This is a genomic window from Pseudomonas sp. 58 R 3 (assembly GCF_900006605.1).
Classification (GTDB): Bacteria; Pseudomonadota; Gammaproteobacteria; order Pseudomonadales; family Pseudomonadaceae; genus Aquipseudomonas; species Aquipseudomonas salomonii.
Genome location: NZ_CVTT01000061.1, coordinates 300916 through 315380, shown reverse-complemented (window position 1 = coordinate 315380; position 14465 = coordinate 300916). Strand labels below are relative to the sequence as shown.

At 61.6% G+C, this 14465-nt stretch carries 9 protein-coding genes; 8 read left to right on the top strand and 1 reads right to left on the bottom strand.

The window, feature by feature from the left end:
* Window positions 1–51: 51 nt before the first annotated feature.
* Window positions 52–2517, bottom strand: coding sequence for a penicillin-binding protein 1A (locus BFP92_RS19805; RefSeq protein WP_065930761.1), 2466 nt, complete (start codon window positions 2515–2517; stop codon window positions 52–54).
* A 216-nt stretch (window positions 2518–2733) separates the two neighbouring features.
* Here BFP92_RS19805 and pilM point away from each other — a divergent pair, with 216 nt between their 5' ends.
* From pilM to gltB, 8 genes are all read left to right on the top strand, one after another.
* Complete coding sequence (gene pilM / locus BFP92_RS19800; RefSeq protein ID WP_065930760.1) at window positions 2734–3390, top strand: type IV pilus biogenesis protein PilM; 657 nt, start codon at window positions 2734–2736, stop codon at window positions 3388–3390.
* Window positions 3387–3938, top strand: a complete 552-nt coding sequence (locus tag BFP92_RS19795; RefSeq protein WP_065930759.1) for a PilN domain-containing protein — start codon at window positions 3387–3389, stop codon at window positions 3936–3938. The genes pilM and BFP92_RS19795 overlap by 4 nt, the downstream gene beginning before the upstream one ends.
* Window positions 3935–4936: a pilus assembly protein PilP gene (locus tag BFP92_RS19790; protein ID WP_065930758.1), complete on the top strand. Its 1002-nt coding sequence runs from the start codon at window positions 3935–3937 to the stop codon at window positions 4934–4936. Before BFP92_RS19795 ends, BFP92_RS19790 begins: the two co-directional genes overlap by 4 nt.
* Window positions 4937–5005: 69 nt before the next feature.
* Window positions 5006–6334, top strand: a complete 1329-nt coding sequence (locus BFP92_RS19785; RefSeq protein ID WP_065930757.1) for a type IV pilus secretin PilQ — start codon at window positions 5006–5008, stop codon at window positions 6332–6334.
* 4 nt (window positions 6335–6338) lie between these two features.
* A complete protein-coding gene (gene aroK, locus BFP92_RS19780) occupies window positions 6339–6857 on the top strand; it encodes a shikimate kinase AroK (RefSeq protein ID WP_017138567.1) in 519 nt (172 codons plus the stop codon).
* A 123-nt stretch (window positions 6858–6980) separates the two neighbouring features.
* Window positions 6981–8081: a 3-dehydroquinate synthase gene (gene aroB, locus BFP92_RS19775; RefSeq protein ID WP_017138566.1), complete on the top strand. Its 1101-nt coding sequence runs from the start codon at window positions 6981–6983 to the stop codon at window positions 8079–8081.
* Window positions 8082–8091: 10 nt separating this feature from the next.
* Window positions 8092–9660, top strand: coding sequence for an AAA family ATPase (locus BFP92_RS19770; RefSeq protein WP_065930756.1), 1569 nt, complete (start codon window positions 8092–8094; stop codon window positions 9658–9660).
* Window positions 9661–10008: 348 nt separating this feature from the next.
* Window positions 10009–14454, top strand: a complete 4446-nt coding sequence (gene gltB, locus BFP92_RS19760) for a glutamate synthase large subunit (RefSeq protein WP_065930755.1) — start codon at window positions 10009–10011, stop codon at window positions 14452–14454.
* The last annotated feature ends 11 nt before the right edge of the window (window positions 14455–14465 follow it).

Below are 14465 nucleotides of genomic sequence, written 5' to 3'. Positions count from 1 at the left end.
TCGCAGGCAAGCCAGCTCCCACATGGGAGCTGTGCCGGGCCACTGATTTCACTAGAACAAATCGATCGGCGCCGCCTCATCCGCCGGCAGCGGGCTGCCCGGTGCAACGCCGTTGCCCAGCTCGTTGACCGACGGCGGCGTGTCTTCGCTCTTGAACAGCTCGAAGTACGCATTCGGCGTGCTTGGCGATGCTGCACGGCCGCTCACCGGGTCGATCCGCAGGCTGAGGATGCCTTCCGGCTCGGCCTGGGTATGCAGCGGCTTGTCCTTCAAGGCCGCGCCCATGTAGCTCATCCAGATCGGCAGTGCGACGGTGCCACCAAACTCACGGCGGCCCAGGCTTTCCGGTTGGTCGTAACCGGTCCACACGGTGGTCACGTAATCGGCGTTGTAGCCGGAGAACCAGGCGTCCTTGGATTCGTTGGTGGTACCGGTCTTGCCGGCGATATCTGCGCGGCCCAAGGCCAGGGCGCGGCGGCCGGTGCCTTTCTTGATCACGTCTTCCAGGATGCTGTTGAGGATGTAGGTGGTACGGCCATCCACCACGCGCTCGGCCACTGCCGGTGCCTGTGGTTCGGTGGGCACGGTGGCATTGGCGGCCGGTGCTGCGCCTGGTGTCGGCTCAATGGTGATGCCACCGTTGTTCGGTGCTGCAATGCCATCGGGTGCAGCCACACCGTTGACCACGTCGCCCGGCACGCGTGGCGGGTTGGCGGTGAACAGGGTATCGCCATTGCGGCTTTCGATCTTGTCGATCAGGTACGGCGTGATCTTGTAGCCGCCGTTGGCAAAGGTGCTCCAGCCGGTAGCGATTTCCATCGGCGTGAGGGTCGCGGTGCCCAGCGCCAGGGACAGGTTAGGCGGCAGGTCCGACTTGGCGAAGCCGAAGCGCGTCATGTAGTCGATGGTCTTGCCCACGCCCATGGCCTGCAGCAGGCGGATCGATACCAGGTTGCGCGACTTGTACAGTGCCTCGCGAATACGGATCGGGCCGAGGAAGGTGTTGGTGTCGTTCTTCGGGCGCCAGACCTTGTCCAGGTACTCGTCGACAAACACGATCGGTGCGTCGTTGACCAGGCTGGCGGCGGTGTAGCCGTTATCCAGCGCGGCGCTGTACACGAACGGCTTAAAGCTCGAGCCAGGCTGGCGCTTGGCCTGGGTGGCGCGGTTGTAGTTGCTCTGCTCGAAGGCAAACCCGCCGACCAGTGCACGGATCGCACCGTTCTGCGGGTCCAGGGACACCAGGGCGCCTTGGGCCACAGGCACTTGGCTGAATTTAAGGCTGTCGTCTTTCTGGCGCTGCACGCGGATCAAATCACCGACCTGCGCCACGTCCGACGGCTGCTTGGGCATCGGGCCCATGCTGTTGGTGTTCAGGAACGGGCGTGCCCACTTCATGCTGTCCCACGACACATGGCCTTCGCCGCTGCGGGTGAGCACTTGCACGCCATCCTTCTTCACCTGGGTGACGATGGCGGGCTCCAGGCCGCTGATCGGGCGCTGTTTGCCCAGCTCGGTGGTCCAGGCGCTCAGGGTCTTGCCCGGCAGGCGCGATTCGGGGCCACGGTAGCCATGGCGCTGGTCGTAGGTCACCAAACCGTCGCGTACGGAATTGTTGGCGATTTCCTGCAGGTTGCTCGGAATAGTCGTGGTCACGCGGAAGCCTTCGGTGTAGGCCTCGCTGCCATAACGGCCAACCATCTCGGCTCGCGCCATTTCAGCGATATATGGCGCATTCACTTCCGGTGTCGGCACGTGGTAGCTGGCGTTCAGCGGCTCGGCCACGGCGCTCTCGTAGGCGGCCTGGTCGATTTTGCCCAGCTTGTACATGCGCCCCAGGATCCAGTCGCGACGCTCCTTGCTGCGCGCCGGGTTGGCCAGCGGGTTGAAGCGCGACGGCGCCTTGGGCAGGCCGGCGATCATTGCCATCTGCGCCAGGCTGGCGTCACGAATCGACTTGCCGTAGTACACCTGCGAAGCGGCCTCGATCCCGTAGGCGCGGTTGCCCAGGTAGATCTTGTTGACGTACAGCTCAAGGATTTCGTCCTTGGTCAGCTGACGTTCGATCTGCAGCGCCAACAGAATTTCGGTGGCCTTGCGCGAAAAACTGCGCTCGCTGGTGAGGAAGAAGTTCTTCGCCACCTGCATGGTGATGGTGCTGCCGCCGGATTGAATGTGTCCGCTTTTTACCAGCTGGGTCGCTGCGCGCACCAGGCTGCTTGGGTCGACGCCGTAGTGGTTGGCGAAATTATCGTCTTCAGCCGAGAGCAGGGCGTTGATGAAATTGGGTGGAATGTCGGCGAAACGGATCGGTGTGCGGCGCATTTCGCCGAACTCCGCGATCAGTTTTTCATCGCTGCTGTAGACCCGCAAAGGAATCTGCAACTGGATACTTCTGAGTGCCTCTACGGAAGGCAAACCCGGACTAAGGTAGAGGTAGGCCCCGCTGAGTACGAGCAGCAGCCCGCAGACGATCGCGACAATGGAGTACCCGAAAAACTTCAGCAGACGAATCAAGGCTTTTGGATTTCCAGAGAAAAGAATGAGTTACGCGTCGGGGCATGCATGGCAAACGATGGATCGACCCGAGCAGCAGGAAAAAGCGGGAAAAAACGCTGGGCATTAAAGCATTTTCGGCCTGGGGCGTCATTCGTGGCGGCCAAACAAGTCGACCGAATGCACGATTCCCAGCGGCAATCAGGCGGTATGACAGGCAAAGTTTTAGGGAGTTTTATGCGAAAGGGATTTTTCAGGCGTAAAGCCGACACCCTGTTGGGCGTCGACATCAATGACACCGGTATCAAGCTGATTGAACTGGACCACACCGCCGGCGCTTACCGCGTCAAGGCATACGTCACGCAGGGGCTGCCCGCCAATGCGGTCGTCGACGGCACATTGTTGGACCTTGAAGGGGTGGCGCAGGCGCTGCAACAGGCGTTGTCACGGTTGCACACGTCCGCCCGGCAGGCGGCAGTGGCGGTGTCGGGGCCGTCGGTCATCACGCGGGTGATCGACATGGAGGCGGGGCTCAGTGACGAGGAGATGGCGTGGATGATCCAGATGGAAGCCGACCAGTACATTCCTTACCCACTGGATGACGTTGCCATCGACTTTCAGGTGCGCGGCCCTTCGCCCCAGGACTCGGCGCGGGTCGAGGTGGTGCTGGCTGCGTGCCTTAAGGAGCAGGTCGAGGCCCGCGCCGCGGTTTTGGCCCTGGCCGGGCTGGTTGCGCGGGTGGTGGACGTCGAAGGGTTTGCATTGGAGCGCGCTTGCCGTCAGGATTTCGCCAGCTTCATGCCGGGCCATCGAGTCGATGGCGCACAATGGGCCGTGGATGCTCACGGGATGGGAATTGCTTGCGGGCTGGCCCTGAGGAGTTTCGCTGGATGACACGAATCAATCTTTTGCCTTGGCGCCAGGCGCAGGCAGAACGGCGGCGCAAGTACTTCCTGATATTTCTGCTGGGGTTCGCCGGTGTGGCTCTCGCGGCGGTGTGGCTGGCGGACCAGGTCATCGATCAGGCGATCGACCGGCAAGTGACGCGCAACAGCCAATTGAACAAAAACGTCGCCATCCAGGACTCGCGCCTCAAGACCATCGATGACTTGCAGGAGCAGAGCCAGCAATTGGCCGCCCGAATGAAGGTCGTACAGGACCTGCAGGAATCCCGCTCGGCCGGCGCCCAACTATTGGACCAGCTCGCCCGTGCCGTGCCCGATGGGGTGCACCTGCATGAGGTGGTTGCCAAGGGCAATACGGTGAGTGTCAGTGGCAGTGCCGAGTCCAGCCAGGATATCGCTCAGCTGATGCGCCGCCTCGAAGCCTCTGAAGGTGCCCACGCAACCCGGTTGCAGCATGTGCGTGCGCAGGGCCAAGGGGGCGGCAACGAATTCCAGTTGATGGTGCGCCAAGGGGAATCCACCGAGGCCCAGCCTTGAGCCTGCCCAGGCTCGACTTTTCCACGCTTTCTCACAACGCTGCCAAATGGCCCTTACCGGCCAGGATTCTGCTCGGCTGCGCGTTGGGGGGATTGGTGTGGGGAGTGGGCGATGGTTGGCTGCTGGCCCCGGCACGCGAACAGTTGCACGGGCTGCAAGTGCAGACGCTGACGTTGCAACAGCAACTGACGCAAAAGACCGGCCTGGCCGCCGATCTTGAGGTACGTGCCCATCAGGCCCAGAGAGTGCAGGCGCAGGTTGCCGAGCTGTTACGGCAGTTGCCCGGCGAATCGGACATGCCGGGCTTGCTCGAAGACATGGCGCGGCTGGCGGCGGCCAACGGTTTGGTGGTCGAAGGTGTCACGGTGCTGGATGAACAGGCGCAGCCGTTCTACATCGAGGAACCGGTACAAGTCGGTGTGTTTGGCGCCTACCACGACCTGGCGAGCTTCGTGAGTGCCCTGGGTGGCTTGCCGCGGATCGTCACTGTGCATGATGTGGTGCTTCGATCTGAAGGGGCGTTATTGCGCCTTGACTTGCTGGCCAAGACTTATCGTGGCATGTCCGCGCGCGGCACGTCCGGGGCGGCTGTCGAGCCGGGGTCGCACTTTGTCTACGACGCTGCGTCCCTGCGTGACCCGTTCCAGCCGCCTGCGGCGCAGGTCGACCACATGCCGGGCCAACCCGCTCTTGCGCCGGACCTGGCGCGCAAGCGCGGCACGCTGGAAGGCCTGGCCGTCGACCAGTTCGAAATGGTCGGCACGCTTTCAATCAATGCGGTGTCGGTCGAAGCACTGCCCCATGGCCTGCAAACCTTCGCCCTGCTGCGCACACCTTCTGGCGTGCACCGGCTGGCGGTTGGCGACTACCTGGGGCCTAACCATGGCCGGGTCACGGCCATTCATTCCGGCCATATCGAACTGGTCGAACTGTTCCCGGACGAACAGGGCGCATGGCTTGCGCGTTCGCGAACCCTGGTGTTAAACGTCAACTCATAACGGAATCAAACAATGAAAAGGACTTTCTCGTCCTTCGGTGTGGCGCTATGGATAGCGTTCACGGCACCGATGGCATTTGCTGTGCCCAATCGCGTCGATCTGATCCAACTGCCGCCTCCTGGCAGCGTGGTTCCCAGTGGCGCCTACAACGGCGACACGCTGACCCTCAACTTCCAGAACATCGATTTGCGCGCCGTGTTGCAGCAAATTGCGGATGTGGCCGGGCTTAATCTGGTGGCCAGTGATGAAGTGCAAGGCTCGATCACTTTGCGGCTCAAGGACGTGCCCTGGGATCAGGCGCTGGATCTGGTGCTGCAAACCAAAGGCTTGGATAAGCGCGTGAAGGCCGGCGTTTTGCTGGTGGCGCCTGCCGAAGAGTTGGCGGCCCGCGAGCTGCTGGCGCTGGAGTCGCGCAAGCAGATGGAAGAGCTGGCGCCCTTGCGGCGCGAGCTGTTGCAGGTCAATTACGCCAAGGCGGCGGACCTGGCCAAGCTGTTTCAGTCGGTGACAGGCGTTGACGGCTTTACCGATGAGCGCGGCTCGGTGGCGGTCGATGATCGCACCAACAACATCATCGCCTACCAGACCCGCGAGCGGATTGACGAGCTGCGGCGCATCGTGACGCAGTTGGATGTGCCGGTACGCCAAGTGATGATCGAGGCGCGGATTGTCGAAGCCAATGTCGATTACGACAAAAGCCTGGGTGTGCGCTGGGGCGGGCGGCTCAATCGCGGCAACTGGGGCGCGGGCGGTATCAGCAAAGAGTTGGCCGAGGGCGCGGAGCCACCGGAGAATCCGCCCAGTTCGCCGTTTGTCGATATGGGCTCGCTTACCGGTACGGCTGGCCTGGGCATCGCTTTTATTACCGACAACCTGTTGCTGGACCTGGAGCTGACGGCCATGGAAAAAACCGGCAACGGCGAGATCGTCTCACAGCCCAAGGTGGTCACTTCCGACAAGGAAACCGCGCGCATCCTCAAGGGCACCGAGATTCCTTATCAGGAGTCCAGCTCGCGTGGGGCCACTTCGGTGTCGTTCAAGGAGGCCTCGCTGTCGCTGGAGGTGACCCCGCAAATCACCCCTGACGGCTGGGTGATCATGGAGGTCAAGGTCACCAAGGATGAGCCTGACTACCTGAACAAGCTCAACGACGTACCGCCGATCAAGAAAAACGAGGTCAACGCCAAGGTGCGGGTCAAGGATGGCGAGACCATCGTCATTGGCGGGGTTTTCTCCAATACCCAAAGCAAAGTGGTAGATAAAGTGCCATTTTTGGGCGATGTGCCGTATCTTGGCCGCCTTTTCCGGCGCGATGTGCTGGCGGAGAAAAAATCCGAGCTGCTGGTATTCCTGACTCCGCGTATTATGAATAACCAGGCGATTGCTGTGAGTCGTTGATTCTGTGCGAAATTTGATTCTTGTAGGACCGATGGGGGCTGGAAAAAGCACCATCGGCCGTTTGCTGGCCAAAGAGCTGCGCCTGCCGTTCAAAGATTCCGACAAGGAAATTGAATTGCGCACGGGTGCCAATATCCCATGGATCTTCGATAAGGAAGGCGAACTGGGCTTTCGCGACCGCGAGCAGGCGATGATTGCCGAGCTGTGCGGCTGCGATGGCGTGGTATTGGCCACCGGCGGCGGTGCAGTGATGCGCGATGAAAACCGCCGGGCGCTGCATGCCGGTGGTCGCGTGGTCTATTTGCATGCATCGGTCGAGCAGCAGGTAGGGCGTACCGCCCGCGATCGCAATCGCCCATTGCTGCGCACCGCAGACCCGGCAAAAACCTTGCGGGACTTGCTCACGCTGCGCGATCCGCTGTATCGGGAAATCGCCGATCTGGTGGTCGAAACCGATGAGCGGCCGCCTCGAATGGTGGTTCTCGACATTCTTGAGCGTTTGCAGCAGTTGCCACCCCGTTAAAGCCAGGCCCGAAATGCGCTATTCTCGGCGGCGCGCCATCAACCTCCGGGGTATGGCGCAGAGCCATCAGGCGACGAAATTCCGAGCGTTGCCGATCGTACATATTTCTTCACGCGGGGACACATGCAGACACTTAAGGTCGATCTAGGCGAGCGCAGCTACCCAATCCATATTGGCGAAGGTCTGTTGGACCTGCCCGAGTTGCTCGCACCGCACATTGCCGGTCGGCAAGTGGCGATCATCTCCAATGAAACGGTCGCGCCGCTGTATCTTGAGCGTCTGAGCCGCAGCCTTGCGGCCTACTCGGTGATTTCGGTGATCCTGCCTGACGGTGAGGCCCACAAGAACTGGGAAACCCTGCAACTGATCTTTGACGGCCTGCTGACTGCACGGCATGACCGGCGTACCACGGTGGTCGCCCTGGGCGGCGGTGTGATCGGCGACATGGCCGGCTTTGCCGCAGCGTGCTACCAGCGCGGCGTGGACTTTATCCAGGTGCCGACCACCTTGTTGTCCCAGGTCGATTCGTCGGTGGGCGGCAAGACCGGCATCAACCACCCGCTGGGCAAGAACATGGTGGGTGCGTTCTACCAACCACAAGCCGTGCTGATCGACACCGCGACCCTCAACACCTTGCCGCCGCGCGAGCTGTCGGCCGGCTTGGCGGAAGTCATCAAGTACGGGCTGATTTGTGACGAGCCGTTCCTGACCTGGCTCGAAGAACACATGGACGCCCTGCGTGCCCTGGACCAGGTGGCACTGACCGAAGCGATTTCCCGCTCATGCGCCGCCAAGGCGCTGGTGGTGAATGCCGACGAACGGGAGTCCGGTGTGCGCGCCACCCTGAACCTTGGCCACACCTTCGGCCATGCGATCGAAACGCACATGGGCTATGGTGTGTGGTTGCACGGGGAAGCCGTGGCGGCTGGCACAGTAATGGCACTGGAAATGTCGCAGCGCCTGGGCTGGATCAGCGCCCAGGAGCGTGATCGCGGCATCCATCTGTTCCAGCGCGCCGGTTTGCCGGTTATTCCGCCGGAAGAGATGACCGAGGCGGATTTCCTCGAACATATGGCAATCGACAAGAAAGTGATCGACGGTCGCCTGCGACTGGTGCTGCTGCGCCATATGGGTGAAGCGGTAGTGACCGACGATTATCCGAAAGAGATTTTACAGGCCACGCTGGGAGCGGATTACCGCGCCCTGGCCCAGCTTAAAGGTTAATAAGATCCCGATGACTAGTTTGCATGCCGACGAGGCGTTCCTCGGCCACTACCAGTTAAGCCACGACCCTTTTGCTCCACGGGTGCCGGGCTTCAAATTCTTCCCGGCCCAGCGCAAGCCGGTGCTCGGTCAGTTGCACCACCTGGCGCGCTACAGCCAACTGTTGCTGGTAGTGACCGGCCCGTTGGGCAGCGGCAAGACCCTGCTGCGCCAGGCGCTGGTTGCCAGCACCAACAAGCAATCGGTACAGAGCGTGGTGGTATCGGCCCGTGGTGCCGGTGATGCGGCCGGCGTACTGCGTCAAGTGGCCCAGGCGCTGAACGTTGCCAATGCCGAGCCGAACGCGATCCTCAAGCAGGTTGTGCAGTTGGGTCTGACCGGCCAGGAAGTCTACTTGCTGGTGGACGATGCCGAGCAGCTCGACGAATCTGCCCTGGAAGCGCTGCTGGCGCTGGCTGCCGGTACGCCGGAAGGTCGCCCGCATGTGTTCCTGTTTGGCGAGTCGTCGCTGATCGCTGATCTGGAGCAGATCAGTGGCGAGCAGGAGCTGTTCCACGTCATCGAGCTGCAGCCTTACGAAGAGGAAGAAACCCGCGAATACCTGGCTCAACGCCTCGAAGGCGCCGGTGCCGGTATCGAACTTTTCACGGCAAATCAGATCTCTGATATTCACGAAAGCTCCGACGGCTGGCCTGGCACCATCAACCAGGTTGCCCGCGATGCCTTGATCGAAGCCATGATTGCCAGCCGCTCTGCGGTTAAGCGTCCAAAGATGGGGTTTACTATGCCTAAGAAGCACGTATTGGCGATTTCTGCCGTTGTCGTGGTCGCTGTCGCTGCTGCCTGGTTGATCCCGGGTCGCAGCAAGGCACCCGCCACTGCCGGCGCGCCAACCGAACAGGCGCAGTTGCCACTGGGCAAGCCCACGCCAAATGTCGAATTCGCCAACTCCGGCCAACCGACCAACCTGCCGATGGTCGGCCAGCCGGTCATGCGCGGCCCGCTCGCTGAAGCCGCCGGTGGTATCTCCGAAGGTGATGACGGTGTGCCGGTGGAAGGCTCCAGCGCCACGCCGCCCACCGTGACCACCACCGCACCGCCTGCCGGCGTCCCGGCTGGCCCGGCAGCCGCTCCGGTCGCCAAGCCGACGCCGGCGCCGACCGTCGCCACTGCCAAGCCTGCTCCAGTTGCCAAGCCTGTTGTGCCTGCGCCAGTGGCCAAGCCGGCACCGGCCGCCAAGCCTGCTGAAAAACCTGCCGCCGTTGCCAAGGCCGCTGCGCCTGCCGCCGCCGGTAGCAGCTGGTACACCAGCCAGCCAACGGGTAATTTCGTGGTGCAGATCCTGGGCACCAGCTCCGAAGCCAACGCCCAGGCGTTCGTGAAAGAGCAGGGCGGCCAGTACCGTTATTTCAAGAAAGTGCTCAACGGCAAGCCTCTCTACGTGATCACCTACGGCAGCTTCCCAAGCCGTGCCGCAGCTGATTCTGCGATCAAGGCCTTGCCAGCGAAGGTTCAGGCTGGTAAACCTTGGCCTCGCACTGTCGGCAGCGTTCAACAAGAACTCGCAACAGCTCGCTGAAGACCCGGCGGCCTTACCCAGGCCGCTCTCTCAGCACCTCAAAAAAACAACATAGCGTGCAGCCCTGAAGGCCGCGCGCTTTGTGGTGTCTGCGTCACGTAGCTTTTGAGTCGTAGCAGTCAGAATTAAAAAAGTTTTGACTAGCACAGCATATCGCTTTAAACCTTTCATAAATGCGACATAGATTTGCGACATTTCGTCGCTAAATTTGTGAGCGTTCGTGTCGGTGTGTACAATGACCTCCCTTTTGCCCCCGCTAAGCCGGCGTACGTTCGGCGTGGAAGGTAACCGGTTGAATTGAAAAGAAATTTGCCTCGGTATAAGAGGCAGCCTGGTGAGAAAGTGTCTATGAAAGCAGGTCTGTACCAACCCGATGAATTCAAGGATAACTGCGGTTTCGGCCTGATAGCCCACATGCAGGGCGAGCCCAGTCATACCCTTTTGCAAACGGCCATCGAGGCCCTGACCTGCATGACCCACCGCGGTGGGATCAACGCCGACGGCAAGACCGGTGACGGTTGCGGCTTGCTGATTCAAAAGCCCGACCAGTTCCTGCGCGCTGTCGCAAAAGAGCAATTTGCGGTCGACCTGCCCAAGCAGTACGCCGTGGGCATGGTGTTCTTCAACCAGGACCCGGTGAAAGCCGAAGCCGCTCGCGAGAACATGAACCGCGAGATCCTGGCCGCCGGCCTGCAACTGGTTGGCTGGCGCAAAGTGCCGATCGACACCAGCGTGCTCGGCCGCCTGGCCCTGGAGCGCCTGCCGCAGATCGAACAAGTGTTCATCGCAGGCGATGGCCTCAGCGATCAGGACATGGCGATCAAGCTGTTCACGTCGCGTCGTCGTTCGTCGGTCTCCAACGCCGCTGACACCGACCACTACATCTGCAGCTTTTCGCACAAGACCATCATTTATAAAGGCCTGATGATGCCGGCGGATCTGACCGCCTTCTATCCGGACCTGAGCGACGAGCGCCTGCAAACCGCAATCTGCGTGTTCCACCAGCGCTTCTCCACCAACACCCTGCCGAAATGGCCGCTGGCTCAGCCATTCCGCTTCCTCGCCCACAACGGCGAGATCAACACCATCACCGGCAACCGCAACTGGGCTGTGGCCCGTCGCACCAAGTTCGCCAACGATTTGATGGACCTCGAAGAGCTCGGCCCGCTGGTCAACCGCGTGGGCTCCGACTCCTCCAGCATGGACAACATGCTCGAACTGATGGTCACCGGCGGCATCGACCTGTTCCGTGGCGTGCGCATGATCATTCCGCCAGCGTGGCAGAACGTCGAGACCATGGACCCGGACCTGCGTGCATTCTACGAGTACAACTCGATGCACATGGAACCGTGGGACGGCCCGGCTGGCGTGGTCATGACCGACGGCCGCTACGCGGTGTGCCTGCTCGACCGTAACGGCCTGCGCCCGGCGCGTTGGGTTACCACCACCAACGGTTTTATCACCCTGGCGTCGGAAATCGGCGTGTGGGACTACAAGCCTGAAGACGTGATCGCCAAGGGCCGTGTAGGCCCAGGCCAGATCCTGGCCGTGGACACTGAAACCGGGCAGATCCTCGACACCGACGCCATCGATAACCGCTTGAAGTCGCGTCACCCGTACAAGCAATGGCTGCGCAAGAACGCCCTGCGCATCCAGGCGACCATGGAAGACAACGACCACGGTTCGGCTTTCTACGACGTCGACCAGCTCAAGCAGTACATGAAGATGTACCAGGTCACGTTCGAAGAGCGCGACCAAGTGCTGCGTCCGCTCGGCGAGCAAGGCTATGAGGCGGTCGGCTCCATGGGCGATGACACGCCAATGGCCGTGCTGTCCCAGCGCGTGCGCACGCCGTACGACTATTTCCGTCAGCAGTTTGCGCAGGTCACCAACCCGCCGATCGACCCGCTGCGCGAAGCCATCGTGATGTCGTTGGAAGTGTGCCTCGGTGCCGAGCGCAACATCTTCCAGGAATCGCCTGAGCACGCCTCCCGTGTGATCCTCAGCTCGCCGGTCGTTTCTCCGGCTAAATGGCGCTCGTTGATGACCCTGGATCGCCCAGGCTTCGACCGCCAGATCATCGACCTGAACTACGACGAGAGCCTCGGCCTTGAAGCCGCTGTGCGCAACGTCGCCGATCAGGCCGAAGAAGCTGTGCGCGCCGGTCGTACCCAGATCGTGCTGACCGACCGCCACATCGCGCCGGGCAAGCTGCCGATCCACGCCTCCTTGGCCACCGGCGCGGTGCACCACCGCCTGACCGAAAAAGGCCTGCGTTGCGACTCCAACATCCTCGTGGAAACGGCTACTGCCCGCGACCCGCATCACTTCGCCGTTTTGATCGGTTTCGGCGCCTCGGCGGTTTACCCGTTCCTGGCCTACGAAGTGCTCGGTGACCTGATCCGTACCGGTGAAGTGCTGGGCGACCTCTATGAGGTGTTCAAGAACTACCGTAAGGGCATCACCAAGGGCTTGCTGAAGATCCTGTCGAAGATGGGCATCTCCACGGTCACGTCTTACCGTGGCGCACAGCTGTTCGAAGCCATCGGCCTGTCCGAAGAGGTTTGCGAACTGAGCTTCCGTGGTGTGCCGAGCCGTATCAAGGGCGCACGTTTCGTCGACATCGAAGCCGAACAGAAAGCCCTGGCAGCCGAAGCCTGGAGCGCGCGCAAGCCGATCCAGCAAGGCGGCCTGCTCAAGTTCGTGCACGGCGGCGAATACCACGCGTACAACCCGGACGTGGTCAGCACCCTGCAAGCCGCTGTGCAGCAGGGCGACTACGCCAAGTTCAAGGAATACACCGCGCTGGTGGATAACCGCCCGGTGTCGATGATCCGCGATTTGTTCAAGGTGAAGACCCTGGATACGCCGCTGGCCATCAGCGAAATCGAGCCATTGGAATCGATCCTCAAGCGCTTCGACTCCGCCGGTATCTCTTTGGGCGCCTTGTCGCCTGAAGCCCACGAAGCCCTGGCCGAAGCCATGAACCGCCTGGGTGCGCGTTCCAACTCCGGCGAAGGCGGCGAAGACCCGGCGCGCTACGGCACCATCAAAAGCTCGAAAATCAAGCAGGTCGCCACTGGCCGCTTTGGTGTGACCCCGGAATACCTGGTCAACGCTGAAGTGCTGCAGATCAAGGTTGCCCAGGGCGCCAAGCCCGGCGAAGGCGGCCAGCTGCCTGGCGGCAAGGTCAACGGTCTGATCGCCAAGCTGCGTTACGCAGTGCCGGGCGTCACCCTGATTTCGCCGCCGCCGCACCACGACATCTATTCGATTGAAGACTTGTCGCAACTGATTTTCGACTTGAAACAAGTCAACCCGCAGGCGCTGGTCTCGGTGAAACTCGTCGCAGAAGCCGGCGTAGGCACCATTGCCGCCGGTGTGGCCAAGGCCTATGCCGACCTGATCACCATCTCCGGTTATGACGGCGGCACCGGCGCTTCGCCGCTGACGTCCATCAAGTATGCCGGCGCGCCGTGGGAGCTCGGCCTGGCCGAAACCCACCAGACCCTGCGCGGCAACGACCTGCGCGGCAAGGTGCGGGTACAGACCGACGGCGGCCTGAAAACCGGCCTGGACGTGATCAAGGCCGCGATCCTCGGCGCCGAAAGCTTCGGCTTCGGTACTGCGCCCATGATCGCCCTGGGTTGCAAATACCTGCGCATCTGCCACCTGAACAACTGCGCCACCGGCGTCGCCACTCAGAACGAGAAGCTGCGCAAGGATCACTACATCGGCACCGTCGACATGGTGGTGAACTTCTTCACCTACGTCGCCGAAGAGACCCGTGAGTGGCTGGCCAAGCTGGGCGTGCGTTCGCTGGAAGAACTGATCGGTCGTACCGACCTGCTCGACATCCTCGAAGGCCAGACCGCCAAGCAACAGCACCTGGACCTGACGCCGCTGTTGGGCAGCGATCACATCCCGGCAGACAAGCCACAATTCTGCCAGGTGGACCGCAACCCGCCGTTCGACAAAGGCCTGTTGGCCGAGAAGATGGTCGAGCTGGCCAGTTCCTCGATCAATGACGCCAGCGGTGGCGACTTTGCCCTGGATATCTGCAACTGCGACCGTTCGATCGGCGCACGCATCTCCGGCGAAATCGCGCGCAAGCACGGCAACCAAGGCATGGCGAAAGCGCCGATCACCTTCCGCTTCAACGGCACTGCCGGCCAGAGCTTTGGCGTGTGGAACGCCGGCGGCCTGCACATGTACCTCGAAGGCGACGCCAACGACTATGTGGGCAAGGGCATGACCGGTGGCAAGCTGGTGATCGTTCCGCCTAAAGGCAGCATTTACAAGACTCAGGACAGTGCCATCATCGGCAACACCTGCTTGTACGGTGCCACCGGTGGCAAGCTGTTCGCTGCCGGTACTGCCGGTGAGCGTTTCGCCGTGCGTAACTCCGGTGCCCACACCGTGGTGGAAGGCACTGGCGATCACTGCTGCGAGTACATGACCGGTGGCTTTGTCGCGGTACTGGGCAAGACCGGTTACAACTTCGGTTCGGGCATGACCGGCGGTTTCGCCTACGTGCTCGACCAGGACAACACCTTCGTCGACAAGGTCAACCACGAGTTGGTCGAGATCCAGCGGATCAGCGGCGAAGCCATGGAATCCTACCGGAACCACTTGCAGCACGTGCTGGACGAGTACGTCGAGGAGACCGGCAGCGAATGGGGCCGTAACCTCGCCGAAAACCTCGATGATTACCTGCGTCGTTTCTGGCTGGTCAAGCCCAAGGCTGCCAACCTGAAATCGTTGCTTTCCAGCATCCGTGCCAACCCGCAGTGATATGCGCCTGA